Raw genomic sequence first — 24343 nt, 5'->3', positions numbered from 1 at the left:
TCCTGGTCGACCGTACGAGAGCGCGGCCCTCTACGCGAAGGGCGCGGCGGCGGGGTGACAGGTCAGGGACGACAGAGCGCGCCGGCTACGCGCTGCAGATCGATGTGCGGCCGGGAGTAAAGACGTACACGGCGGCGCGGGGTGAGCACCATGACGCGAAGATCGGACCCGACTCTCACGTCCCTCACCTCCGCCCTTGCGTCCCGGCGGGCCCGTGGCCGCGCCGACATCGTGAACCTCTTCAACACAACGGCCCGCCTACGCCGTCTGTTCCTGCTGGGCGCCCGGAGTTCGGACGAGGAGGAACTGCGAGCGGCGGCGCAGGGTGAAGCCGATCGACTCGTAGAGCCGGATCGCGCCGGTGTTGGTCGCGGAGGCATGCAGGAAGGGGGTGTCTCCGCGCTGCCTGATACCGGCCGCCATCGCGCGGACGAGTCGCGTGGCCAGCCCCTTGCCGCGGTGGTCCGGGGCGGTGCAGACCGCGCTGATCTCCGTCCAGCCGGGCGGGCGCAGCCTCCCCCAGCCTCCGGCCGGAGGGACCCCCATCTCGCTTCGCTCGCCGGCCAGGGCGACGAGCCGGCCACGGTGCCGGATGCCGAGGTAGGTGCCGAGTTCGACCGTGCGGGGCAGGAAGGGCCCCGGCTCGGTCAGGGCGATCAGGTCCAGGATCTCCGGGACGTCGTCCAGTCCGAGCCGTACCGCTTCGGGGGCGGGCTCGGCGCGCAGCGAGGTGTCGACCAGTTGTACGCCCTGGCCGTGCTGCACCGTCTCCCAGCCCTCGGGCACCGACCTCGCCCCGGTCACATGGGTGACGGTGCCGGGTCCGACGAGCGCGGCGAGGTCGTCCCAGGCGCGCGGGCCGGCCGGGTCGGCGAGGGCGGCGAGGTCGTCCCAGACGCGCGGGCCGACCGGGCCGGCGAGAGCGGCGAGGTCGTCCCAGACGCGCGGGCCGACCGGGCCGGCGAGAGCGGTGAACGGGGAGACGTCCAGGGCGTAGCGGGCGGCGCGGCCGACGCGCTCGGCGAGGTGGGCGTGCGGGCCGGTCAGCGCGGCCCAGGCGGCGTTGTCCAGGATGTGGGGTGCCGCCGGGCTCTGCGGCGGGGTGGGTCGGGCAACGGTGGACATGGTGGAGTCGGACCTCCGGGAAGCGGTCAGGAGTTGTCGAGCGGCAGGCCGGGCGGGTTGATCCGCGAGGTGCTGACGGCCTCGTTGGAGAGGTTCCAGGCGGCGAGCCACTTGGCGTACTGCCCGTCCTTGATCAGGTGGTTGATCGCGTCGGCGACCGGCTTGGCCAGCCCGCTGTCCTTCTTCGCGGTGGCCGCGATCAGCCCCTGGAGGGTCGCGCCCGCGCCGGAGAACTTGCCCGCGTTGCGGGTCGGGTCGGGTGTCTTCGCCGTCTGGGTGACGTGGTACGAGATACCGGGGTTGGGCCCGAAGGAGGCGTCGATCTTCCCGCTGGACAGCGCCAGATAGGTGCTGTTGCTGTCCTGGAAGTACTTGACGTTGAGCTTCTTGCCCTCCTTCGCCAGCTTCGCCTTCCACTCGAGCAGGATCTTCTCCTGGTTGGTTCCCGCGCTCACGGAGACGGTCTTGCCGGCCAGGTTCTCGTAGTCGCCGGCGAAGTTCCAGGTGCTCTTCTTCAGCACCTCGAAGGCGAGGTTGTCCTGCCGGTAGGAGGCGAACTCGTACTTCTTCTTGCGTTCCTCGGTGTCCGTGACGTTGGAGAAGGCGACGTCGACCTTGCCGCTGTCGATGCCGACGAACAGGTTCTCCCAGGTCGAGTTCTTCACCTCCGCCTTCAGTCCGAGGACCGCGGCGACCAGTCGGCCGAGGTCGGGTTCGGCACCGGTGAGGGTCTTCTGGTCCTGGCCGACGTACGCCAGCGGCGGGAACCCGGCGGGCAGCGCGCCGACGCCGACGACCAGCTTGCCGCTCTTGGCGACCGACTTGGGCAGCTCGGCGCTGATGGACTTGACCTCGGACACCTTGAGGTCGGTCTGCCGCGCGGCGCCGTTGGAGAGCGCGCCCACGGTGACGGTGCCGGCGGCCGCGCTGTCGGAGGTGGTGGCCGCCTCGCTCTCGCCCCCGCACGCGGCGAGCCCTGCGGCGAGAGCGGCGACGGCGGTGGAGGCGGTGAGGCCACGGAGGAGTCTGCCGCGGAGGGTGAGGGTGCGCATGGCTGTCCTTGTCCGATGTTCGTGAGTGACGTGGGGTGAGGGAAGGCGTGGTGGATTCAGGCGAGATGGGTGCAGGGGCGGTGGGTGAAGGTGCGGTGAGGGAGGGAAGTTCAGAGGACCTTGCTCAGGAAGTCCCTGGTCCGCTCGTGTGCCGGGTGGTCCAACACCTCAGTGGGTGAGCCCTGTTCGACGACGCGGCCCTCGTCGAGGAAGACGATCCGGTCGGCCACCTCGCGGGCGAAGCCGATCTCGTGGGTCACGATGACGAGCGTGGTGCCGCTGGTGGCCAGGTCCTTGATGACGGCGAGCACCTCACCGACCAGCTCGGGGTCGAGGGCGGAGGTGGGTTCGTCGAAGAGGATGACTCCGGGCCGCAGCGCGAGGGCGCGGGCGATGGCGACCCGCTGCTGCTGGCCGCCCGACAACTGCCGTGGATAGGCGTCGGCCTTGTCGGCAAGACCCACGCGGTCGAGGAGGGTGCGCGCGAGTTCCCGGGCCTCGGGCCGCTTCAGCCGTCGGGTCGCCACCGGCGCGGCCGCCACGTTGTCCAGCACCGTCAGATGCGGGAACAGGTTGAAGTTCTGGAATACGAACCCGATCCGGCCGCGCTGGGCCAGGATCGCCCGCTCGGTCAGCTCCTTGAGCCTCCCCCGGCCTTCGGCCGGGGGGACCCCCATCTCGCTTCGCCCGCCGTGCCGGCGTACGCCGATCAGCTCGCCGTTCAGGCTGACATGGCCGATCTCGGGCTTCTCCAGGTGGTTGATCACCCTGAGGAGGGTGGACTTGCCGGAGCCGGACGGACCGAGGATCACGGTGACCTCTCCGGGCCGTACCGTCAACTCCACTCCGTTCAGTACGCGTTGGGTGCCGTACCACTTGTGCACATCGCGCACCTCGACGGCGGCCGGTCGGATCGCGAGCGTCTCGCCGGTCATATCGCCGCCTCCTTGCGGACCCGGGCCCGCAGGTCACGCAGACCGGCGCGAACCTTCTGCAACGGGGTCGGCGGGAGGGAGCGCAGCGCGCCGCGCGAGTAGTACCGCTCGACGTAGAACTGGACGACGGACACGACGCTCGTGAGGATCAGGTACCAGGCGGTGGCGACCAGCAGCAGCGGCACGATGTCGCCGGGGTAGGTGGAGCCCATGCTCTGCACCGAGCCGAAGAGGTCGAGCAGCGAGACGTAGAAGACCAGCGAGGTGCCCTTGATCAGGCCGATCAGCTGGTTGACGTAGTTCGGTGTGATGGAGCGCAGCGCCTGCGGGAACACGATCTTCCTGAACTGGTAGCCCTTGGGCAGACCGAGTGCGGAGGCCGCCTCGTGCTGGCCCTGGTCGACGGAGAGGATGCCGCCGCGGACCACTTCCGCCGCGTACGCCGCCTCGTTGAGGCTCAGTCCGACGACCGCGACGACCATGTCGGTGGCGAGCCGGGACTCGTCGAAGGTGAGGAAGGCGGGGCCGAAGGGGACACCGAGGCTCAGCGTCTTGTAGAGCGCGCTGAAGTTGTAGAGGAAGAGCAGGACGACGATGAGCGGCACCGAGCGGAACAGCCAGATGTAGACCCAGCTCACCGCGCGCAGCACGGGGCTCCTGGAGAGCCGGGCCAGGGCGAGCAGGATACCGCCGAGCAGGCCCAACACAGCGCTGTAGAGCGTCACTTCGAGGGTGATGAGCAGGCCGTCGAGGATCGTGGGACGCAGGAACCAGTACTGGAACCTGTCCCACTGGAAGAAGGGGTTGGTCGCCAGCCCGTGGACGGTCTGGGCGACCACGACGAGCACGATCGCCGAGGCGATCCAGCGGCCGGGGTGGCGCAGGGGCAGCACGCGCTGTGCCGCGGCCGGGCGGGGCTCCGTCGTGCTCAACGGCACGGCGGAGCCCAGGGATTCACTCATGGAGGGCTCCAACGAATGCGGACACACCGCCGCGGCCCGTACGACGGCGGTGCGCGCGGGGACAGACGGATGTCAGGGGGTACGGAGGGGGAGGCTCACCGACAGCGCACCAACAGGGTGGCGGGCGAGGGATGTTGAGCCGTGCGGACGTTCAACGTCGCGGAAGGCGGAAGCGGTCAGCCCTGACAGAGACAGCGGGCGCCGCGGGAGGTACAACACAGTGCGGTGGCGGGGCAGCCGTGGCGCCGCGAAGCGGTCGTCCCGTCAGCTGCGTACATCGCGTTCACCGTCACCATTCCGCCCCGCTGGGCCTCGAACGCACCGGAGTCGATCCGGTCCGATGCGGCGTAAGTTAGGCATGGCCCCAAACGAATGTCAACGCGCACCGGCCGGAATGACCACGTGGTGAGACCGCGCATATGCCTTCTTGACGGCTCCGCGGACCGGACCGAGACTGACGGGGACGGTCACGATTGTCAGCGCCCGTCGTGCGGGTTTCTCCCGTTCGACGCGGTTATCGGCCCCGGCCCGCTGACAGGCAACCCTTCCACCGCGACGGGGTGCCCCGGGTGACGACCGGGTTCCGCCGGTGCGGCGGGACAAGCGTGGTCTCGCCTCTCGCGAGCCCCGGACACGGGAGCGATGGGAATGGCCAGGAGGAGCACGAACGGTCTGACCAGGCGCCTGCACATCGATCTGCAGCGGGTCTCCAGCGCGTACTAGTCCAGGCGGTCCGTCCAGCGCGTACTGATCCATGCGGTCCGTCCGGTCGGGCACGTCCCACGATCCGGACGGGACCGTACGTCAGCGCAGTCACTCCGTTCCGCCACCGCCGCCCAACGGGCCGTGGGGGCTTCGACGTTCCCTGGAGAGTCATGCCCAAGACAGTCTCGCTCGCCGCGCCTCGCCCCCACCGCATCCGCAGCCGCATCGGCGTCGGCCTGGCCGGCGGTTTCTACCCGGCGCCGCACCGCTATCAGCTGTACCTCACCGAGGGCTGTCCGCGTTCGCTGCGCATCTCGGTCACCCTGGAGCTGCTCGGTCTCCACGACTCGGTCGCCACCACGCTGCTGACGCTTCCCGCCGAGACACCCGACGCGTTCGCCGCACTGCGCGGCGCGTACGAGGCCACCTGGCACCACTACGACGGTCCGCTCACCGCGCCCGCGCTGTGCGACCGTTGGAGCGGACGGATCGTGAGCAACCACACGCCCGACATCCTGCGTGACCTCGCCGGGCTGCCGGTCCGCCAGAACGACGCCCGCCTCCCCCGGCTGAACCCACCGGCCCTCACCGCGGACATCGACGCCCTGCGCGAACTCCTCGACCGGGACGTCACCCCCACCGCCCCGCCGCTCGCGCGCACGACGACACTCCAGTCACTGGACCGGCAACTCGCCCCGCAGACCTACGCGTTGGGCGACGAGCTGACGGCCGCGGACGTCGACCTCTGGGTGGCCCTGACCCGACTCGACCCGACGGAGTCCCTCGCCCCGTACGGTCGGCTCCGGGACTACGTACGTCGGCTCGACGCCCACCCTGCCTTCCACGGCAAGGTGCGCTGAGCGCGTACGCCAAGGTCGCCGGAGCCGGTAGGGCCGCAGGGCCCGGGCCCCGGCGCCGCGTCGGCTCAGGCCTTGGCGCGGGTGAAGACGAGCGTGCCGGTGACGGTCGTCAGGCCGCGGATCATGCCCATCTGGTTCCAGCCCATGTCGAACTGGTCGCGGTCCACGGTGAACTCCGCGGTGAGCGTGACGCTGTCGGCGCTCGCCCCGGTCACGCGGCCGGTGACGGGCTGCGGCCGGCTGATGCCGCGCACGGTCAGCTGCCCGTTGATCTCCACGGTGTCGTCCTGGCCGAGGACGGCGTCGCGGACGGCGAAGGTGATCGTGGGGTGGCGGTCGGCGTCGAAGAGGTCGGCGGAGCGGAGGTGCTTGTCCCGCTTGGCGTTCTTCGTGTCCAGGGACGCGACGTCCAGGGTGATGGTGCCGCGGGCGGTCCCGTCGGGCTGCACCTCGCCCTCTCCGGTGACTCCGGTGAAGGTGCCCTTCACGGTGACCATGCCCCACATCGTCTTGTGCTTGATGGCGACGACGGTACGGGCGGGGTCGAGCTGCCACAGGCCGGTTTGGACGGCGACGGTCATGAGAGTTCTCCAGACGGTTACGGACGGTGCACAGGGGTGCGCGACGCACGGGGCGCGCGGCACACGGGGACTGTGGGGACAACGCGGTCATCCAAATTTGGATGACTCCACGCTAGCCGGTTCTTCAAATTTGGACAACCGGTAGACTGGGACACTATGGCTGACCCTTCCGCCCCCGCTGACCTGCCCGAACACGAGCCGTCGGGTGACAGTGAGCTGCTGCCCGCCCCGCTGCGGGCCTGGATGCGTCTCCTGGCGGCGGCCGGGGCGATCGAGCAGCAGCTGCGCGCCCGCGTCAAGGACACCCTCGACGTCTCGCACGACGAGTTCCTGGTGCTGTGCCTGCTGGCCGACCAGCCCGGGTCCAGCCTGCGGATGACCCAGATCGCGGAACTGCTGGGCCGCCCCAAGACGCGGCTGACCTATCAGGTGGCGTGTCTGCAGCACGCGGGACTGATCACACGGCGGTCGGCGTGCAGCGACCGGCGCGGTATCGAGGTGGTCCTCACGGACAAGGCGCGGCGGCTGCTGCGCGAGTCCACGGGGCCGCTGGCCGACGCCGTCTCGCAGGCCATCGCACAGACGGCCTGCGCGCAGCGGTACGAGGCACTGCACGACTTGCTGCCACCCTCGCCCCGTCCCGGTGCGGACTCCGGGCAGGTCGAGGGTGGCGATGCGGCCCCTGAGGGGCCGAGGAAGTAGCCCCTTCAGGGCCGGGCAGGCCTACGAGTGCGCGGAGTTGGACGCCGGGCGGCACGAACGCCGGGCATCGGGGGGCCAACCGACGGATGCCGGGGGCGGACCGGCGGATGCCTGGGAGGCAGACCGACGGATGCCGGGGGCGGACCGGCGGATGCCTGGGAGGCAGACCGACGGATGCCTGGGAGGCAGACCGACGGATGCCGGGGGCGAAACGGCGGATCAGAACCCGGGGAAGACGCGTCGCAGGTCGTCGAGGGTGAGGGCGTCACCCTTGAGGGTCACCTCGGCCGGGGTGTGGTCGGCGGCATGGCGGCCGGTGACGAGCCGCAGCCACCACTCGGCCGGTGCGCTCAGGACGGCGTCGGGCTCGACGGGCTCGTCGGTGAGCACGACCGAGTCGACCAGGTCGAGCCCGAACGCGCGCCGCGGAGCGGTGGTGTGGACCGCGAGGCGAACCTGCCGTCCACCGAGCGCCTCGACCTTGCCGAGGAAGCCTATGAGCAGTCCGGCCTGGTCGAGGAGCGGCTCGACCGCGGCGGGCGCCAGGACCGCCGTACGGTCGAAGGCCACCTCCACGTCCCAGGTGTGGTGGGTGAACTCACCGAGCCGCAGACCCGCCACCGTCGCGACGTCCACGGGCGCGGGCAGGAAGCCGAGGTCGACCCGGAGTTCGGCACGGGCCCGCGGGTCGAGAGCCTCGTACCCACGCACCAGCGCCTCGTTGGCGGTCACGAAGCTCTCGGCGCGCTCGACCGGGGACATCGCGTCCCAGCGCGCCCACACCGACGTGTTGAAGTCGCCGCCCTTGGGCCCGGTTCCGTTCAGCGCGCCCTCCAGGGAGGCCAGGCCGATCTCCGCGCCGCTGCCCAGGTGGCCGAGGACCTGGGACACGTCCCACTCAGTCGCCCCGGACGGCCGGGTGAGGTCGGCGGTGGCGAGCCCGTGCACCACGGCGGTCAGGTAGTCGTGTCCGCCGCGCAGGGCGTCGATGGTCTGGTCGGCAAGGTCGTTCATGTCTCGACTCCGTTGAGGTGAAAGCGGTTTGTGTCGGTGTGGATGGTTCAAGGGTTCACACCGCGGTCTGGAAGGACCGCTTGGAGAAGCCCATCATGAAACCATCGACGGTGGTGCGCACCGTCCGGTCGGCGCTCGGGGCGGCGCCCAGCGTGACGAACAGCGGGATGTAGTGGTCGACCGTCGGATGGGCGTACGGCATACCGGGCGCCCTGGTCCGGAAGGCCGCGAGTTCGTCGACGTCCCCGCGGGCGAGCGCGTCGGCGACCCAGGCGTCGAAGTCCGAGGACCAGCCCGGCACTTCGCCCTGCGTCAGCATCTCGCGGGTGATGAAGGGCAGTCCGTGCGTCATGAACCCCGAGCCGATCACGAGGACCCCCTCCTCCCGCAACGGGCCGAGCCGGGCGCCGAGTTCGAGGAGCCGGACGGGGTCATGGGTGGGCATGCTGAGCTGGAGCACCGGGATGTCACCCAAGGGGTACATGGCCATCAGCGGCACCCAGGCGCCGTGGTCGAGGCCGCGGGAGGGCTGCTGGTACAGCGACTCACCGTCCGGCATGGTCCCGGCCACGCGGTGCGCGAGGGCGGTCGCGTCGGGAGTGTCGTACGTCATCGTGTAGTAGCGCGGGTGGAAGCCGCCGAAGTCGTAGACGAGCGGGGTGTGCGCCGCCGGGGCGGACAGGCACAGCGGTGCCGCCTCCCAGTGCGCGGAGACGATCAGGACGCTCTTCGGCTTCGGCAGGGACTGGGCCCACTCGAACAGTTCCCGCAGCCACGGCCCGTCGTCGAACAGCGGGGGCGCGCCGTGGCTCAGGTACAGCGCGGGAAGGGGTCCGTCCGCGGGCGTCCACACGCGCTGGGACCGGGCTCATGGCAGCGCGTCGACCAGGAACCGGTCGTACGCTCCGGCGGGCACCTCGGGATCGAGGAGGGAGTTCATGCCGGTCCTTACGTGGGTGAGGGTGCTCCGGCTCGCGGGCTCAGGTTTTAAGTTGAACCTTCAAGTTTGACTGTAGGTCGTCCCACTTGAGACGTCAACCAAACACCCACGGACGGTGGCGCCCGGAGGCCCTGAGGAAGGCGCCGTACGCAATCGGAAGTAGTCCGATCTTCGTATGCATGATCGGACGCCGGTTGGACGCGGTGGCCGACGGGCTTCACTAGGGTCGGCAGTCGTCCACGGTCAGGCGCAGCTCAGCGGTGGACCGTCCGGAGTTCGGGCTGCCCGCCGAAGGAGTCCACCGCGTGTCGCACCATCCCTCCGTTCCCTCGCCGAACGACCGGATCACCGGCCCCCACCCCGCCCGGCACACCGCGTTGCTCCTGTTGCGCGGGTACACCGACGGCGACGCGCGGGCAGTCGCCGCGGCCCTGGACACCCTGGACGAGACCGCCCTCGACGACACGTACACCTATCTCTGTGCCGTCATGGACGTCACCCTGCGCCTCACGCTCACCGCCCAGCCCGCGGCCCGCGACGTGGGCCGGGCCGCCGAACAGGCGGCCACGGCGGCTCCCCCGCACTACGAGTTCGCCTTCGGGCAGGCGGTCCGGGCCTGGGCCGCGGGCGACACGGAGGCCCTGACCCGCGCCGCCGACGCGGACCTCCCGGGGGCCGTGCATCTGCTGGCGGTGATGACCGTGGCCCTGGGCGTCTGCGTCCTCGACCACGACGGTCTGAACGCCCTGCTCAACTGCCTCCCCGAAGACCCGCGCTGATCGCGACGGCCACCTGACCGGCGCCCCCCGGTCAGCACCGTCCGGACCACACGGTCCGCCCCATGGCGACCGTCCACCCCACGGCGACCGTCCGATCAACGGCGACCGTCGGATCAACGGCGTCGGTCCGGTGAACGACGACCGCCCCCGTGGCGCCGCGCCGACTCGTCCTCCTGAGCCATACGACGCAGCGCCATCAGCGCGGGTTCGAGCAGGACCGTGAGCAGCAGCGCGCGCTCGGTCAGTTCCAGCGGGTCGTCGATTCCGTCCAGTTGGTCGAGGTCGAGCGCCGCGGTCCGTTCGGCCAGCCGGGCGTACGGCACGAGTGCGCTCCGGTCGAACGGGACACCGAGGCCGCGCAGCGAGCCCAGGGTCTCGGCCAGAGTCGCCCGCGCGGGCGCCGACTCGTGGACGTCCCAGCCCAACTCCTCCACGAGCGCGTCGGCTTCGGCCCGTTCAGTGGAGTCCCGCGCGGATTCCTCGGCGGGCCCGATCGAACCGAGGGTGAGACCGAGCAGGCGATGGGTGTCACCGGCGTGCTCCGCCAGGGCTCCCAGGACCTCCCGGGTGGTACTGACGGACAGCCCCCGGACGCCGGTCAGCGCGCGGATCAGACAGAGCCTGCGCAGATGGCTCCCGTCGTACTCGGCCTGGGTCGCCGACAGTTGCCGGCCGACCGGGAGCAGCCCCTCTCGGAGGTAGTACTTGATCGTCGTGACGGAGACTCCACTGAGGCGGCTCAGCTCGGACATACGCATCGGATCGGCTCCGCTCTGGTCATTGGATACCCCCACTGTCTAACATGGATAGTGGAGGTATCCAATTAGCGCTCCCCTGGACCTCCGTCCGTCGTCCTGCCTCCGTGGAAGAAGGCGCCACCGTGCCCACGCTCCCCTGGACCACCGTCAACGTGCCCGCACCGGACTCTCGGGCGTTCGTCATGGCCTCGCGCTTCGAGGTCCGTTCCTTCCGTGACGTACCGCGCTTCTTCCTGCGGTCCCTGGCCGCGTGGAAGCAGGTGAAGAGCGCGCCCGGCGCATACGGCGCCACGCTCGTCGCCCAGCCGCTCAAGCGCACCTTCTGGACGCTGTCGGCCTGGGAGGACAAGCGGTCCCTCTACACGTACGCGAAGACCGAACCGCACCGCTCGATCATGACCGGGCTGCGGTCCACGACGAGCGGCTCGGTCTTCACGTTCTGGGAGCTTCCGGCCTCGGCACTCCCCCTCGACTGGGCGGACGCCCGGCGGCGGCTCGCCGAGCAGGAGCGCGCCGATGCCACCGGCGAGCGCGGACCCTCGGGCGCCGGACCCGGCGCCGCCTGACGTTCCCCCGCTCCTCCCCGCCCCTCCCTCAGCTCCTCCCCTGGACCGACTCTTCATCTCCCAGGGAGACGTACCGACATGACGCTGTCCGAGGAAAGCCCGGCCCTGGACGACCCTCCGGTCGCCCTGGCGCACGAACGACGAAGGGTGCCGCTGTGGCTCGCGATCGTCGCGTGCAGCGTGCCCATGTTCATTGAACGCCGGTCCGCACGGCGCTCCGTGACAGGCGCGGTGCCCCCGTGGCGCTCCGTGCGCGGCGCGTCGCTGACCGCCGCGCCGCCGCAGCCCCCATCCTGGCCTGGTACGGGCGCCCGTACCCGCCCACGCAGGTTCCGCGCCGCACGCACCCACGGAGAGCCATGGCCGCCGACAGCACGCCCACCACCGACGACACCCCCGTCCGGGCAAGTGCCGCCGCGCTCCTGCACCGGCCGAAGCTGTGGCTGGTGCCGACCGTGCTGTGCGGGCTGCTGGCGTTTCTGCTGTCACTGCTCTACATGGGCGGCATCGTGAACCCGAACGGGGAACTGCGCCACCTGCCCATCGGCATCGTCGACACCGACCAGGGCAGACCGCTGCCCGGGCAGACCACGAACCTCGGCACACAGATCACCCGCTCGGTCACCGCCGACACCTCCGGCAAGGCCGACTGGCAGCCCCTCACTCTCGCCCAGGCCCAGGACAGACTGGCCTCCGGCAAGATCTACGGCGCCCTGGTCGTCCCCGCCGACTTCACGACCACCACCGCCGCCCTCACCACCGCGAACGCCACCACGCGGCCCACCCTGACAGTGCTCACCAACCCCGGCATGGGCAGCCTCGGCTCTTCCCTCGCGAGCCGGATCACCCAACAGGCCGCCCAGCAGGCCTCCCTGGCCGTCGGCGAGCAGCTGATGGCTTCCCCCGCCACCGCACAGGCCGACGCCACCACCCGCCTCGTGCTTGCCGACCCCGTCGCCGTAGCCACCCAGGTCGGCCACCCGATCGGGGACCACAGCGGCCTGGGACTCAGCGCGTTCTACTACACCCTGCTCCTCGTCCTCGCCGGGTTCCTCGGCGGCAATGTCATCAGCAACGGCGTCGACACCGCCCTCGGCTACGCCGACAACGAGATCGGCCCGTGGCACACCCGCCGTCCCACCGTGCCCATCAGCCGCACCCAGACGCTGCTGCTGAAGATGGCCATGACTGCCGGGATCACCGTCCTCACCACCACACTGGTCATGATCGCCACCGTCGGGATCCTCGGCATGGACGCCTCGCACCTGCCGCTGCTGTGGGTCTACTCCTACTGCGCGTCGCTGGCGGTCGGCCTGGGCGTGCAGGCCATCAACGCCGCCTTCGGGGGCATCGGCCAGCTCGTCTCCATGTTCGTGTTCATCGTCCTGGGCCTGCCCTCCTCCGGTTCCACCGTGCCCCTCGAAGCCGTCCCGGGCTTCTACCGTTTCCTGAGCATCTTCGAACCCATGCGCCAACTCAGCGTCGGTGTCCGCGCCATCCTCTTCTTCGACGCCCGCGCCGACGCCGGCCTCACCCGCGCCTGGATCATGATCGTCGTCGGCGCCGCGCTCGGCCTCCTCTTCGGCCTCGCCATGACCCGCTACTACGACCGCAAGGGCCTGCGGCGCCTCACTCCCCGACTCTCCGACTGATCCCGCAGAAGACGTCACGCGGGGAGGGAGGGCGCACCCTGGGGGCGGATTCCCGTCAGGGCCCTGTCGTGGCGTCGGAACCCCGCAGTCGCCGGACGGTTCCACCGACCTTCGCGCGCAGTGGTTCGAGGACCTTCGGCTGTGCGCTGATCGCCCAGCGCGGGCCGACGAGACAGGTGCCGCCGTAGATCGCGGCGCTGTCCAGCCAGGTCGGTTGTAGCGCTCTTCGGGGAACGTCGTGATGAGGTGGTCGCCGGTCTCGGTGTGGCAGGCACCCTCGCGGAGTTCCTTCGCGTCGACGCGGATCGTGACCTTGCATCCGGTGAGGTTCGCGATCACCTCGACGTCCGCGGGCGCCACCACCTCGACGGCGGCGGTCTTCTTCGACGCCTTGCGCTCGTCCGCCGCCTCCTCCCCTCCGGCGTCGCAGCCCGCGGCCAGGGAAGCAGGGCGAGGCCCCCGGCGACCGCGGCCCCGCGTACGAGGCGGGTGGGGGAAGGCGTTCGGCCGAGGCGTCCTTGCCGTCGCTGCTGGGGCACTTCGTCTCTTTCCTTCCGCGGTGCGGTTCGCGCGTACTCGAAAGGAGATACGAAGGGACGTCGGGCGCTGTTCACGACGGGCCGCCAGGACGACGTCCTCCGGCCGTGTCGGGCGGGATCAGTCGCGGCAGATCCCACCCCGCCGCCGACGCGGGCAGGGCGTGATCGGGGCCAGCCACAGCGCGACGACGGCATCGGTCAGGCCGAGTCCGGTGTCGTGCCAACTGGACCGGGGCGTGGGGGTGTTGTCGGCGAGGGCTCGCTCGCGCTCGGCGCACATGTGCACCATCAGCTCCCGCGCCATGTCACTGCGCTCGGCGTGCACTTCGACCGGCAGGTCGGAGAGGCACCGGTGCAGCCGTTCGAGGACCATCCGCATCGACGGGGAGCTGAGGGTCTCGTCGATCACGATCTGGCGCAGCGCCGGGTCGGTCATCACCTGCGCGGTGAAGCGGGCGTACCAGGAGGGCCGGCCGAGCTCGGCCAGATGTTCGGTGAGGGGGTGTACGAGGCAGGTCACCCAGTCGCGGATGCCGGCGCTCTCCTCGTCGATCTCGGCCAGCAGCCGCAGGCGCACCTGCTCGATCCGCACGAAGTGCTTGCGCACGATCGCCCGCACCAGGTCGGCCTTGGTGCCGAAGTGATAGCCGACGGCGGCGTTGTTGCCCTGCCCCGCGGCCTCGCTGACCTGGCGGTTGGAGACCGCGTACACCCCCTGCTCGGCGTACAGCCGCTCCGCCGCGGTCAGGATCGACTCACGCGTCGCACTGACCTGTTCGGCCCGTACGGTTCTGGCCGCCATGGCCGGTCACCACCTCACCGGGACTTCGCGCAGCCCTCCGACGACCAGTCCCTCGAGCCGTCGCAGCTCCTCGACCGGAACGGCCAGATCGAGCGAGGGAAGCCTACGCAGCAGTACGTCGAGGACGGCCCCCAGCTCGGTCCGGGCGAGCGCCTGTCCCAGGCAGGAGTGCGGGCCGACGCCGAACGCCAGATGGGTGTTCGGGGTACGGTCGAGGATCATCTCCCCGGCGTCCTCGAAGGCGGTCTCGTCCCGGTTCGCGGCGGCCATGCTGCACAGCACGGTGGTGCCCTTGGGCAGTACCGTGTCGCCGACCTCGGTTTCCTCGCCGATGTAACGCGGCATGCCGAGTCCCGGGTTGGCGTCCATGCGCAGCGCCTCCTCGACCGCGGGCCGCACCAGCGACGGGTCCGCGAGCAGCCGCTCCCAGTGCCGCCGGTCGGCCAGCAGCATGGCGACCATCTTCCCGATCATGTTCGCCGTGGTCTCGTGCCCGGCGACCAGCAGGCCCTGGCCGGTGTACACCAACTCCTGCTCCGTGAGCCGGTATCCGGTCGGGTCGGTGGCCGTGAGGAGGTCGCTGAGCAGGTCGTCACCCGGGTGCGCCCGCTTGGCGGCGACATGGACGGTCATGTAGGCGGCGAACTCGGCCTGTGCCGCGTCGATTTCCGCCTGCGCGTACGTGGTGAGATCGAGCAGGGTGTCCGACCAGTAGGAGAACCGGTCCCGGTCCTCGTCGGGAACGCCGAGCAGATCGCAGATCACCCACACCGGCAGCGGAAAGGCCAAGTGGTCCTTCAGGTCTGCGGGTTGGCCGTGCTCCACCATGGTGTCGAGGAGATGGTCGGCCATCGCCTCCATCCCCGGGCGCAACGCGGCCATCCTCTTGGCGGTGAACCACTTGCTCACCATCCGCCGCCAGCGCCGGTGGGCCTCGCCGGTCTGCGGCATGACGTTGGACATCTCGTTGTTGAAGGCCCCACCCGATTCGGTGGCGGAGATCCGGGCGGCGTCGTCCGCGTTCAGCAGGCGGCTGAAGCGGGGATCGGACAGCACCTGTCTGACGTCCGCGTAGCGGGTCAGCAGGGAGGCCTCGTCGCCGCTGGGCAGGGTCACGCGCGCCACCGGGCACCGCTGTCGCAGTCTCGCCCACTCCTGCGGTGGTCCCAGCGGTGTCGCGCCGGGGATCGGGTAGGTCAACGCCGGCTCGTCGTCACGTACGTCCATCGCGGTCTCCTCCGTCTCCTCCGATTCAGCCGTCTCCACACGATCAGGCAACCCCAGCCAGTAATCTAAGTCAATCAGCTGACTTAAAATCTGGCCATCGCAGCACCCTGACGGAGGCTCCGCCATGCCCGAGGCCCTTGCTCACCCCTCCGACTCCGGGACGAGCGGTCCGCCACGGCCGGACACCGTCGTGGCGGTGCTGGCCTTCGCCGGGATCGTCGTCTCGCTGATGCAGACCCTGGTGATCCCCCTGGTCCCGGAGCTTCCCGGGTACCTGGGCGCCTCTGCCTCGGACACCACGTGGGCGATCACGGCCACCCTGCTGGCGGGCGCCGTCGCGACCCCGGTGGTGGGGCGTCTCGGCGACATGTACGGCAAGCGGCGGATGCTCCTGGCGAGCCTCGCCATGCTGGTGGCCGGATCCGCCGTGTGCGCGCTCAGCGACAGCCTGGCCCCGATGGTCGTCGGACGGACCCTGCAGGGCCTGTCTGCCGGTGTGATCGCGCTAGGGATCAGCATCATGCGCGACGAACTGCCGGCCGAGCGGCTCGGCGGGGCGACCGCGATGATGAGCGCCTCGCTGGGCATCGGTGCCGCGCTCGGTCTGCCCGCGGCCGCGTTCCTCGCCGATCACGCGGACTGGCACCTGCTGTTCTGGACCGCGGCGGGTTTCGGCGTGGTGGCGGCCGTACTCGTCGTGACGCTCGTACCGGAGTCGTCCGTGCGCACCGGCGGCCGCTTCGACCTGGTGGGCGCGGCCGGGCTGTCGGCCGCGCTGCTGTGCCTGCTGCTGGCGATCTCCAAGGGGGCCGACTGGGGCTGGGCGAGCGCCACGACCCTCGCCCTGTTCACGGTGGCCGTCGCCGTGCTGCTGGTGTGGGGCCGCTGGGAACTGCGCGCGGCGCAGCCGCTCGTGGACCTTCGGACCACCGCGCGGCGTCAGGTGCTGTTCACCAATCTCGCCTCCGCCGTGTTCGGCTTCTCGATGTTCGCGATGGCCCTGGTGCTGCCGCAGCTCCTGCAACTGCCGGAGGCCACCGGCTACGGCCTCGGGCAGTCGATGATGGTCGTCGGCCTGGTCATGGCGCCCAACGGCCTGGTGATGATGGCCACGGCACCGTTGTCCGCGCGGATCTCCAAGACCAAGGGGCCCAAGGTGACGCTGATGCTCGGCGCCCTCGTGGTCGCCGCCGGCTACGGCCTGAGCGTCACGCTGATGTCCGCCATCTGGCAGCTCGTCCTCGTCTCCAGCATCATCGGGGCCGGCGTCGGGCTCGCCTACGGCGCGATGCCCTCGCTCGTCATGGGGGCCGTGCCGGTGTCGGAAACCGCCGCGGCCAACAGCCTCAACACACTGATGCGGTCCATCGGCACCTCGGTCTCCAGCGCGGTCGCGGGTGTCACCCTGGCCCAGATGACCACCACGTTCGGCTCCGTGGCCCTGCCCTCGGAGAACGCCTTCCGGGTGGTCATGGCCATCGGCTCCGGCGCCGCCCTGGTCGCCTTCGGCTTCGCCGCCTGCCTGCCCCGCCGAAGCCCGCTCGCCGGCACCCCGGCGACTCCGGTGACCGGGGAGCCGTCCACACCCGAGGACACTTCCGCGGGCACTTCGGCGGGTACGGCCGTGGAGACGAGGCCGTAGGCCGCGGGCCGACGGGGCCCGCGTGGCGACACGCGGGCCCGCCTGCGGGCGGTGCTCAGAACGACGGCTCGCCGCGGACGACCTCCTTGGCATCGCCGTCCGTCGCCCATGCCCACGCCCGTATCGCCTCGTGCCAGCTGGTGCCGGTGGCAATGGCCTGCCGCCAGGGACGCATGGCCTTCGGCGGCATCCCGACCGCGAGGGCTCCGGCCAGCCGGTCACCGGTGCGGTAGATGGCCAGGAACCGACGCTCGCTCATCTCGCCCTCCACCACGACGATCTCGTCGTGCCCGCGCAGATGGCCGAACGCCTGCACCTTCATGTCGTACTGGTCCGACCAGAAGTACGGCATCGGGGCGAAGGGCCTGCGGGCCTCGGGGTGGAGCAGGTTGTAGGCGGCGGTGCTGCCCTGCTCGGCGGCATTGGTCCGGTGCTCGATCCGCATCGACGTACCGAACAACGGGTTGTACCAACGGGCGACGTCCCCCGCCCCGTACACCCCCGGCCCGGCGGCGCAGAACCGGTCGCACACCAGGCCGTCGGCCACCTTGAGGCCGCTGCCCGCGAGCCACCCGGTGTTCGGCACACACCCGATGGCGACCAACACCTCGTCGGCGTCCACGAGTTCACCGCCCGCGAGCCGCACGCCGTCCTCCGTCACCTCGGTGACGATCACACCGGTCCGCAGGTCGACGCCGTGCTCCAGGTGGGCCGCCGAGAACACCCGTCCGACCTCCTCGCCGACCGCGTGCGCCAGCGGAACCGGTGCCGGTTCGAGGAGCGTGACCTCCGTGCCCATGCCGCGCGCCACGGCGGCGGCCTCCGCACCGAGGAACCCGGCACCGACGATCACGAGTCGCCGCCCGTGCCCCAGCCGTTCCCGGAGGGTGAGCGCGTCGTCCACCGTGCGCAGTACGTGAGCGCCCTCGCCGGGGAGCCTGCGCGGGCGCACCCCGGTGGCCACGATCAGACCGTCGTACGGCAGTTGCGTGCCGTCGGCCAGCAGGACCGTACGGGCGGCCGCGTCGAGAGCCGTCGCGGCGACCCCCAGCCGCAGATCGAGATCGAGCCCGTCCAACTCCGCCTGCGCGCGCAGCGCCAGCCGCTCGGGCTCCCACTGCGCGCCGAGGACCTGCTTCGACAGCGGCGGCCGGTCGTACGGCGCGTGCGCCTCCTCACCGACCAGGGTGAGCGTGCCGTCGTACCCCTCTCTGCGCAGTGTCTCCACCGCCGCGAGCCCGGCGGCCGAGGCGCCGACGACCAGAATCCGCCTCGCCTGTCCATCAGCCGGATCACCACGCCATTGTGTGTCGGCCATGTCACTCCTCGGTCGTGGGGTCCGACCTCAGCCGCAGGCCGGAACAAGTAGTCGAAGACCCGGTTGTAGACCTGGTTGATCCCAGGCAACCGAACCGGGCTGACGCCCTCCGGCCTTTTCCCTGACTTCAAGCTGACGTGATCGAGGTCACACGGTTGCGGTTTCAGAGGGTGGCGCGGCCTAACCAGTAGCCGAAGCCCCGGCGGGTGTGGATGAGGGCCGGTTCCTCCTGGTTCACCTTGCGCCGAAGGCGGGACACGAGCTTCTCGATCGCGTTCTCGGCACGGACCTCACCCCAGACGTGCCGGCTGATCTGGTTCTTCGAGAAGACCTGTTCCGCGTTGACCAGCAGATGCCGCAGCAGCCGGTACTCGGCGGGGGTCAGATCGAGCGCCCGCTGTCCGCGCCGCGCCTGACAGGCCGCGTCGTCGAGGACCAGGTCGCCGTAGTGCGGCGAGCCGTCCCCGCGCCCCGCGCCCCTGCCGCGCAGCAGTACCTGCACCCGGGCCAGCACCTCGGCGATCCGGAAGGGCTTGGTGACGTAGTCCACCTCGCCCAGGCCGAGATCGGGGATGAGACTGCCCAGGGAGTCGCACTCGGTGAGGAACAGCACGGGCGGTCGCCCGGTGGGCGCGAGCCGGTGTCTGCGGGGGACGCCGCCCAGGTCGGTCGTCATCGCGTCGAGGACCACCAGGTCGAAGCGGTGCTCGGCGAGCTGGGCCGTCAACTCGGCGCCGTCGACCGCGACTTTGACGTGATAGCCCGCCAATTCCAGTGTGGTCGAGAGCAGTTCGGTGATTTCGGGGCCGTCGACGACCACGAGGACATGCTGACCCTGCCCACGCACCGGCGACCGCCGCTCACTCACGTATCCGTACATGGAAAGACCATTCGTGACATGGAAAGACCATTCGTGTAGGGCCGAACTTCACGCGGGAGCGACACCGAGCGACGAGAGGGGCGCGGTCGGAGGTCTCCGAAGGGACGTCCGCCACCGTGGAGTGCGCCGCGGCACTTCTGAGCGGGCTCCAGGGGGCGGCACTTCTGAGTGGTCGGGCCGGGGGTTGTGCGGATTGCCGCGGGCGCTTGGGCGGGGTGCGTGGGTTGCTGTCGAACGGTGCGGCGGGCGGTGCGGGTTGCCACTGAGAGGGTTGGCTGTGTGTGTTGCCGAGCGGCCGACCGGGCGGGGTGCCGCCGGGCGGTCGTCGGGGGCGGGGTGTCGTGCGGCTGAGCTTTTGGTGGCGTCGGGGCGGTGCGGTCGAGCGATCGAGCTGAGGTCGTGCTGCGGTCGCGCTGCAAAACGGTCGACTCGGCGGTGCCCCCCACGCGCAGCCCATCCGTTCGTTCGGTCAGACCGGGGAGCCTCCGTCCCACATCGGACCCGCCGTTGGATCAGGCCGTGTGGGCAGCCCCGGCCGGCTCCCGGGGGGTTTCCTCGTCCTCGATGGCGTAGGAGAGGAAGTCGTCCACCATCCGGTGGAACAGGCCGGCGAGCTGCTGCAGCTCCAGCGGCGACCAGTCCGCCAGAGCCATCTGCATACCCCGCGTACTCGCCTCGCGGATGCGGCGGACCGCCTCCTCGCCTGCCGGGGTGATCTGAATGCGCTGCGCACGACGGTCGTCGGGGTCCGGAACCCGGGTCACGAGACCGGCCTTCTGCAGCTGCTGCACCTGCCGGGTGATGTGGGACGCCTCCACGGCCAGCCGGGCCGCCAGCTCGCCGGGGCGCATGGGCTCGGAGTCGGCGATCTGCCGCAGCAGCGCCGTCGCGGCGCGGTCCAGCGCCACTCCCGCCAGCGCCATCAGCCGATCGTGCTGGCGGATCCCTCTGGCCAGGTAGGTGATGCGGCTCAGGGCGCGCTCGATCTCCATCATGGCGGTCGAGACGGGGACGTCTGCGGGCGGCGGTGTGGGCATGCGTCCAGTCTAGCATCTGATTGCCTGAGTCAAGTAACTTAGAAAACCATTTGCTTGACTCAAGTACTTCGCATATGTTTGCCTGACTCAAGTAAGCCAGTGGCCGACACACAGACCGGGGTCTCCTCGAGCGGAGGCGGCCTCGCCGCGCCGAACCCGTGGGGACGGGGGACGGCGCAGTCCCGGGCCCGGCGGCCGGCTCACTCCCCCGTCCGCCGCCGGGCCCGAGGGCACCGACCCGCGTCACGTCTCCACTGTCCGCCGTCTGATGACGGCCCCCCGATCCGATCGGGTCGCGAACCTCGTGCACCGGCCCCGGCTCGTCCGAGCCAGCAACAAGCAACTGTCGCAGCGTCTTCAGAAAGTGAATCCCTCCATGGCCACCATGAAGTCCGTACAGACCGGACCCGTCAACGCCATCGACATCGTCGAGGTGGAGCGCCCCGTACCCGGTCCCAAGGACATCCTCATGCGCATCCGCGCCTGTGGCATCTGTGGAACCGACACCTTCTTCCTGCACATCGGCGGCGCGCCCTTCGGCCCCGACGGCTCCATGGTCTCCATCCCCCTCGGTCACGAGCCCGCGGGTGAGATCGTCGAGGTCGGCGCCGAGGTCGAGGACCTGAAGGTGGGCGACCGTGTGGTGGTCAACCCCCAGGACGCCCCTTCCGGCATCATCGGCTGCGGCGGCAAGTACGGCGCCCTCACCGAGTACCTCCTCATCGAGAACGCCGAGATCGGCAAGAGCGTCGCCGTGTTCCCCGGGACCGTTCCCTTCGACGTCGCGGCCCTCAACGAGCCCATGGCCGTCGCCCGCCACTGCGTCAACCGGTCCGGGGCCGAGCCGACCGACAAGGTCGTGATCTTCGGCGCCGGTCCGATCGGTCTCGGCGCGGCGATCTGGCTCAAGCTGCGGGGCATCCAGCACGTCACGGTCGCCGACGTCATCCCCGAGCGTCTGGAGACCGCGCTCGCCGTCGGCGCCGACGCCGTCATCAACTCCGCCGAGGAGAACGTGACCGAGCGGCTGACCGAGCTGCACGGCCAGGCCGCGAACGCACTCGGGCAGCCCCGTCCCGACACCGACATCTACATCGACGCGGCCGGTGTCGCCGCCGTCATCAACACCACGGTCGAGTCGGCGAAGTGGGGGGCCAAGCTGGTCATGGTGGCCGTGCAGAAGAAGTCCGACGCGATCGATCTCGGTGGGATGCTCCGCAGTGAGCTGACGCTCATCGCCTCGCAGGGTTATCCCACCGAGATCTTCGAGGTCACTCCCGAACTCGTCGAGCACCACGAGCGCTTCGCCAAGCTCATCAGCCACCGTGTTCCCTTCGGTGACGCCAAGCACGCGTTCGAGCTCGCGCTGACGCCGGGTGCGGCGGAGAAGGTCGTCGTGACCTTCGACGACGAGCGGTAGTCCCGCGGAGCTTGTCGGGCGTCTGCGTGGGTGTGGGTGCGTGGGGGCTGGTCGAGCGGTGCCCGCGCCCCTCGAAGACCGGGGCGCGGGCACTGCTCGAGGAGTCGGGACTCGGACGAACTACTTCCGGCTCCTTCCGATCGACGCGGGAGCCAGCAGCAGGTTGGGGTCGGTGGACGTGGTGTAGGCGGCGCTGAGCACGTAGAGCGTGCCTCGGCGCAGCGCGACGGAGGTCGGGTTCTGCAGGCCGTCGGCGGCGGTGAGTACGGTCGACGAGGTGCCGTCGCGGCGGACGCGTACGACCGTGTCGGGGCCGTTGAGCGCGGCCAGGATCTCGTCGCCGTGGCCGGTGAAGGCGAGGTCGTCGATGCCGGTGAGATCCGACGCCCGGATCCGGACGTGGCCGGACTCGCCGCCCGGGCCGAACGGGATGCGCAGCACGGTGCCCCGGTCGAGGTTGGTCGCCCACAGCGCGTTGTCGTGGATCTTCAGACCGTTGACGCCGAGGAAGCCGGTCGAGGCGAGTTCGGGGGCGGCGGACCAGGTGGCCGGTTCACTGGCGGTGGAACCCTTCGTGGGGACGGTGTAGATCTTCCCCAGTACGGAGTCGGCGATGTAGAGCCTGCCGCGGTGTTCGTCCAGCACCAGTCCGTTGGGCAGACCGTCCGCGGGGAGGGCCGCGATGCGCTGCGGGGTGCCGCCCGGGCGCAGCCGCCACAGGCCGGTCAGGTCGGAAGTACCGGTGGCGTAGAGGAAGTACAGCGTTCCGTCGTGGGCGCGGGCGATGCCGGTGGTCAGGGCGAAGCCGAGGACCGGGGTGTGCACTCCGCCGTCGGCGGGGGCCGGCAGGGTCGCCAGGACGCGGGTCGCGCCCGCCGTGCTGACGGCGGCCACCTGCCGGGCGGCCGCGAAGGTGACGTCAGCTGTACCGTCGGGCTCCAGCGCGATGTTCTCGGGCATCTGCCCCCGTGCCAGGTCGAAGTGCGCGGCGATACGGGGCTTCGCGAGCGGCCCGGTGGAGGCTGCCGCGGGGGACGCGGTGAGGGCGGTCACTGCGGTCATTCCGGCGGCCGTGACCGTGCAGGCGAGTGCGGTCAGTTTCCGTGCGGTCAGTTTCTTTCTCATGCTTCTTTCGCTGTTTCCTTCGCGATGGTTTTCGGGCGCACGGCGGACGGGCCGGCCGCCGCCGTGCTGTGGGTGAGGAGGGTCATGGCGGCCCGGGACGGCGAGTCGGCCTCGGTGGTCGCGACGACGACGTACTGTCCGTGTTCGGTGTGCAGCGTCTGCTGGGTGACGTCCATGGCGCCGACCAGCGGATGCCGCATCGCGTAGACCGCGACGTCGCTGGTCTTGACCCGGTGGTCGGCCCACATCGCCGTGAACTCGGCGCTTTTGAGGGTCAGTTCGCCGACGAGCGAGGCGAGTGCCGGGTCGTCGGGGTACTGCCCGGACGCCAGGCGCAACGTGCCCACGACGGCTCTGGCCTTGGCCGGCCAGTCCGCGTACAGATCGCGCGTGTGACCGTCGAGGAACACCAGCCGGGCCATGTTGGGACGGTCGCCCGGCCGGTTCGGGCCGTCCGGGTCGAGGTGTCCGGCGTACAGCGCGTGCCCGGCGCGGTTCCACGCCAGTACGTCGCTGTACCGGCCCGTGACCACCACGGGCACCTCCGAGAGCACACCCAGGAGTTGGGCGACCGCGGGTGAGACCCGTTCCGGCGCCGGACGGCGCGTCCGGGGCCGGCGCCGGGCTCCGGCGGACAGCTCCCGCAGGTGCCGTCGTTCGGCCTCGCTCAGCCGCAGTGCCTGGGCGATCGCGTCCAGGACGTCCGGGGAGGCCTGGGACTGCCCCTGCTCCAGCCGCGCGTAGTACGACTCGCTCACCCCGGCGAGCCGGGCCAGTTCCTCGCGCCGCAGCCCCGGCACGCGACGGCGTTCGCCGTACGTGACCACGCCGAGGTCCTCGGGCCGCAGCTGCGAGCGGCGCGCCCGCAGGAACTCACCCAGCTGTCGTTTTCCGTCCATGCGCCGAGTATTGAGCTCCCCCGCGAGGGCCGACCACACCCTGATCGGGATACCCGAGGGCTCAGCGCTCGGTGAACGTCACCTCGGCCGTGGCGTGCGCGGCGTCCCTGTGGGTGGCGACGGACAGCGGCGCGGTCGACGCGGGGCGTGCCGCGGGCCAGCAGGTGTTCGCCGGCGAAGACGGGGCTGCGCAGCCGGTAGGAAAGGGAACGGACCTGTCGGGAGGGGGCGTCGTGGCGCACCAGTTCCAGCATCAGGAGGGCCAGGAGCGGGCCGTGCACGACGAGTCCGGGATACCCCTCGACGTCCCGGGCGTACGGCGCGTCGTAGTGGATGCGGTGGGCGTTCGCGGTGAGCGCGCTGAACCGGAACAGCAGGGGCGGGTCGGGGTGCAGGGGACGGTGCCAGTGGCCGTCCGGCCGGGGTGCCGCCGAGGGGTCGAGCGCCGCCCGGGTGTGGGGAGTCGAGGTGCGGCCGGAACGGTGGACGAGGTCCTGTTCCTCGACGAGACAGGTACGGCCGCGCTGGCGGAGTTCGTGGCGCTGGGTCACGAAGAGGAGCTCGCCGCTCCTGCCCCGTTTGGCGGTCACGGCCCCCAGGCTGCTGACGCGCTCGGCGCGCTCGCCGAGGCGCAGTGGCTCCTCGACCGTGCACCGCCCTCCGGCGACCATCCGCTGCCGGTCGGGAACCGGCGGGAGGAAGTGCCCGTGCCGGGGGTGGCCGTCGGCTCCTAGGTCCTGTCGTCAAATTCCCGTCGTCCGCCCGGAGGGCGGGCCCTGCGGCGTCAGGTGCGTGCTCTCGGCGTGCCGGGCACAGGCCCTCG

General features: G+C 70.8%; 25 protein-coding genes and 1 riboswitch. Of the genes, 9 read left to right on the top strand and 16 right to left on the bottom strand.

The genetic code is table 11. The features are described 5' to 3' along the window. Nucleotides 1-62: 62 nt before the first annotated feature. The 5 genes from ABZ656_RS31580 to ABZ656_RS31560 all read right to left on the bottom strand — a co-directional run bounded on the left by ABZ656_RS31580 (nucleotide 63) and on the right by ABZ656_RS31560 (nucleotide 4074). Nucleotides 63-152, bottom strand: a complete 90-nt coding sequence (locus ABZ656_RS31580) for a putative leader peptide (protein ID WP_323138250.1) — start codon at nucleotides 150-152, stop codon at nucleotides 63-65. A gap of 106 nt (nucleotides 153-258) precedes the next feature. Next, complete coding sequence (locus ABZ656_RS31575; protein ID WP_360272230.1) at nucleotides 259-1125, bottom strand: GNAT family N-acetyltransferase; 867 nt, start codon at nucleotides 1123-1125, stop codon at nucleotides 259-261. A 26-nt stretch (nucleotides 1126-1151) separates the two neighbouring features. Further along, nucleotides 1152-2177 carry an ABC transporter substrate-binding protein gene (locus ABZ656_RS31570; protein WP_101401991.1) on the bottom strand — a complete coding sequence of 342 codons (1026 nt, stop codon included), beginning with the start codon at nucleotides 2175-2177 and terminating at the stop codon, nucleotides 1152-1154. A gap of 110 nt (nucleotides 2178-2287) precedes the next feature. Beyond that, on the bottom strand, nucleotides 2288-3112 hold the full coding sequence (locus ABZ656_RS31565) for an amino acid ABC transporter ATP-binding protein (protein WP_101401990.1): 825 nt from the start codon (nucleotides 3110-3112) through the stop codon (nucleotides 2288-2290). After that, the gene (locus ABZ656_RS31560; RefSeq protein WP_360272225.1) at nucleotides 3109-4074 is read right to left on the bottom strand and encodes an amino acid ABC transporter permease; all 966 of its coding nucleotides are present in this window, start codon (nucleotides 4072-4074) and stop codon (nucleotides 3109-3111) included. Before ABZ656_RS31560 ends, ABZ656_RS31565 begins: the two co-directional genes overlap by 4 nt. 465 nt (nucleotides 4075-4539) lie before the next feature. Continuing rightward, a riboswitch (SAM riboswitch) is annotated at nucleotides 4540-4686 on the top strand. A gap of 30 nt (nucleotides 4687-4716) precedes the next feature. Here ABZ656_RS31560 and ABZ656_RS31555 point away from each other — a divergent pair. Both ABZ656_RS31555 and ABZ656_RS31550 read left to right on the top strand, forming a co-directional pair. Beyond that, nucleotides 4717-4797 (top strand): putative leader peptide, encoded by an 81-nt coding sequence (locus ABZ656_RS31555; RefSeq protein ID WP_351660076.1) that lies wholly within the window; start codon nucleotides 4717-4719, stop codon nucleotides 4795-4797. A gap of 152 nt (nucleotides 4798-4949) precedes the next feature. Beyond that, entirely contained in the window at nucleotides 4950-5639 is a 690-nt protein-coding gene (locus ABZ656_RS31550; protein WP_360272222.1) for a glutathione S-transferase C-terminal domain-containing protein, read from the top strand. 65 nt (nucleotides 5640-5704) lie between these two features. Here the strand turns inward: ABZ656_RS31550 and ABZ656_RS31545 are convergent, their stop codons facing one another. Then, complete coding sequence (locus ABZ656_RS31545) at nucleotides 5705-6220, bottom strand: YceI family protein (RefSeq protein WP_101401987.1); 516 nt, start codon at nucleotides 6218-6220, stop codon at nucleotides 5705-5707. A 156-nt stretch (nucleotides 6221-6376) separates the two neighbouring features. On the opposite strand from ABZ656_RS31545, the gene ABZ656_RS31540 reads away from it, so the two are divergent. Next, nucleotides 6377-6922 carry a MarR family transcriptional regulator gene (locus ABZ656_RS31540; protein WP_101401986.1) on the top strand — a complete coding sequence of 182 codons (546 nt, stop codon included), beginning with the start codon at nucleotides 6377-6379 and terminating at the stop codon, nucleotides 6920-6922. A gap of 219 nt (nucleotides 6923-7141) precedes the next feature. On the opposite strand, the gene ABZ656_RS31535 is transcribed toward ABZ656_RS31540, so the two are convergent. Both ABZ656_RS31535 and ABZ656_RS31530 read right to left on the bottom strand, forming a co-directional pair. Then, nucleotides 7142-7936, bottom strand: a complete 795-nt coding sequence (locus tag ABZ656_RS31535) for a maleylpyruvate isomerase family mycothiol-dependent enzyme (protein WP_101401985.1) — start codon at nucleotides 7934-7936, stop codon at nucleotides 7142-7144. A gap of 55 nt (nucleotides 7937-7991) precedes the next feature. Continuing rightward, nucleotides 7992-8789 (bottom strand): class III extradiol ring-cleavage dioxygenase, encoded by a 798-nt coding sequence (locus ABZ656_RS31530; RefSeq protein WP_360272217.1) that lies wholly within the window; start codon nucleotides 8787-8789, stop codon nucleotides 7992-7994. A 392-nt stretch (nucleotides 8790-9181) separates the two neighbouring features. Here ABZ656_RS31530 and ABZ656_RS31525 point away from each other — a divergent pair, with 392 nt between their 5' ends. Next, nucleotides 9182-9655, top strand: coding sequence for a hypothetical protein (locus ABZ656_RS31525; protein WP_101401983.1), 474 nt, complete (start codon nucleotides 9182-9184; stop codon nucleotides 9653-9655). A 113-nt stretch (nucleotides 9656-9768) separates the two neighbouring features. Here ABZ656_RS31525 and ABZ656_RS31520 read toward each other — a convergent pair whose 3' ends face one another. Next, nucleotides 9769-10413, bottom strand: coding sequence for a MerR family transcriptional regulator (locus ABZ656_RS31520; protein ID WP_360272214.1), 645 nt, complete (start codon nucleotides 10411-10413; stop codon nucleotides 9769-9771). A gap of 122 nt (nucleotides 10414-10535) precedes the next feature. On the opposite strand from ABZ656_RS31520, the gene ABZ656_RS31515 reads away from it, so the two are divergent. Both ABZ656_RS31515 and ABZ656_RS31510 read left to right on the top strand, forming a co-directional pair. Continuing rightward, nucleotides 10536-10979, top strand: a complete 444-nt coding sequence (locus ABZ656_RS31515) for a DUF3291 domain-containing protein (protein WP_360272211.1) — start codon at nucleotides 10536-10538, stop codon at nucleotides 10977-10979. 359 nt (nucleotides 10980-11338) lie between these two features. Continuing rightward, nucleotides 11339-12631 (top strand): DUF3533 domain-containing protein, encoded by a 1293-nt coding sequence (locus tag ABZ656_RS31510; RefSeq protein WP_360272208.1) that lies wholly within the window; start codon nucleotides 11339-11341, stop codon nucleotides 12629-12631. 657 nt (nucleotides 12632-13288) lie between these two features. Here ABZ656_RS31510 and ABZ656_RS31505 read toward each other — a convergent pair. Both ABZ656_RS31505 and ABZ656_RS31500 read right to left on the bottom strand, forming a co-directional pair. Beyond that, complete coding sequence (locus ABZ656_RS31505) at nucleotides 13289-13972, bottom strand: TetR/AcrR family transcriptional regulator (protein WP_101401978.1); 684 nt, start codon at nucleotides 13970-13972, stop codon at nucleotides 13289-13291. Nucleotides 13973-13978: 6 nt separating this feature from the next. Further along, nucleotides 13979-15199 carry a cytochrome P450 gene (locus ABZ656_RS31500; RefSeq protein ID WP_360272205.1) on the bottom strand — a complete coding sequence of 407 codons (1221 nt, stop codon included), beginning with the start codon at nucleotides 15197-15199 and terminating at the stop codon, nucleotides 13979-13981. A 124-nt stretch (nucleotides 15200-15323) separates the two neighbouring features. Here ABZ656_RS31500 and ABZ656_RS31495 point away from each other — a divergent pair, with 124 nt between their 5' ends. Continuing rightward, nucleotides 15324-16841 (top strand): MFS transporter, encoded by a 1518-nt coding sequence (locus tag ABZ656_RS31495; RefSeq protein ID WP_101401976.1) that lies wholly within the window; start codon nucleotides 15324-15326, stop codon nucleotides 16839-16841. 55 nt (nucleotides 16842-16896) lie between these two features. Here the strand turns inward: ABZ656_RS31495 and ABZ656_RS31490 are convergent, their stop codons facing one another. The 3 genes from ABZ656_RS31490 to ABZ656_RS31480 form a co-directional block, all read right to left on the bottom strand. Next, the gene (locus tag ABZ656_RS31490; protein ID WP_180362178.1) at nucleotides 16897-18159 is read right to left on the bottom strand and encodes an FAD-dependent oxidoreductase; all 1263 of its coding nucleotides are present in this window, start codon (nucleotides 18157-18159) and stop codon (nucleotides 16897-16899) included. 163 nt (nucleotides 18160-18322) lie between these two features. Beyond that, complete coding sequence (locus ABZ656_RS31485) at nucleotides 18323-19039, bottom strand: response regulator transcription factor (RefSeq protein WP_101401975.1); 717 nt, start codon at nucleotides 19037-19039, stop codon at nucleotides 18323-18325. Nucleotides 19040-19551: 512 nt separating this feature from the next. Beyond that, nucleotides 19552-20076 (bottom strand): MarR family transcriptional regulator, encoded by a 525-nt coding sequence (locus ABZ656_RS31480; RefSeq protein WP_101401974.1) that lies wholly within the window; start codon nucleotides 20074-20076, stop codon nucleotides 19552-19554. A gap of 376 nt (nucleotides 20077-20452) precedes the next feature. On the opposite strand from ABZ656_RS31480, the gene ABZ656_RS31475 reads away from it, so the two are divergent. Next, the gene (locus tag ABZ656_RS31475) at nucleotides 20453-21496 is read left to right on the top strand and encodes a zinc-binding dehydrogenase (protein ID WP_101401973.1); all 1044 of its coding nucleotides are present in this window, start codon (nucleotides 20453-20455) and stop codon (nucleotides 21494-21496) included. Nucleotides 21497-21616: 120 nt separating this feature from the next. Here the strand turns inward: ABZ656_RS31475 and ABZ656_RS31470 are convergent, their stop codons facing one another. Next, on the bottom strand, nucleotides 21617-22621 hold the full coding sequence (locus ABZ656_RS31470) for a hypothetical protein (protein WP_360272199.1): 1005 nt from the start codon (nucleotides 22619-22621) through the stop codon (nucleotides 21617-21619). Further along, nucleotides 22618-23520: a helix-turn-helix transcriptional regulator gene (locus ABZ656_RS31465; RefSeq protein WP_101401971.1), complete on the bottom strand. Its 903-nt coding sequence runs from the start codon at nucleotides 23518-23520 to the stop codon at nucleotides 22618-22620. Before ABZ656_RS31465 ends, ABZ656_RS31470 begins: the two co-directional genes overlap by 4 nt. 71 nt (nucleotides 23521-23591) lie before the next feature. Here ABZ656_RS31465 and ABZ656_RS31460 point away from each other — a divergent pair, with 71 nt between their 5' ends. Next, a complete protein-coding gene (locus ABZ656_RS31460) occupies nucleotides 23592-24254 on the top strand; it encodes a hypothetical protein (protein WP_360272194.1) in 663 nt (220 codons plus the stop codon). Nucleotides 24255-24343 lie beyond the last annotated feature (89 nt).

It is taken from the genome of Streptomyces sp. NPDC007095 (assembly GCF_040634475.1).
In the GTDB taxonomy this organism is placed as follows: Bacteria; Actinomycetota; Actinomycetes; order Streptomycetales; family Streptomycetaceae; genus Streptomyces.
This window is presented reverse-complemented; position numbering and strand designations above follow the sequence as displayed.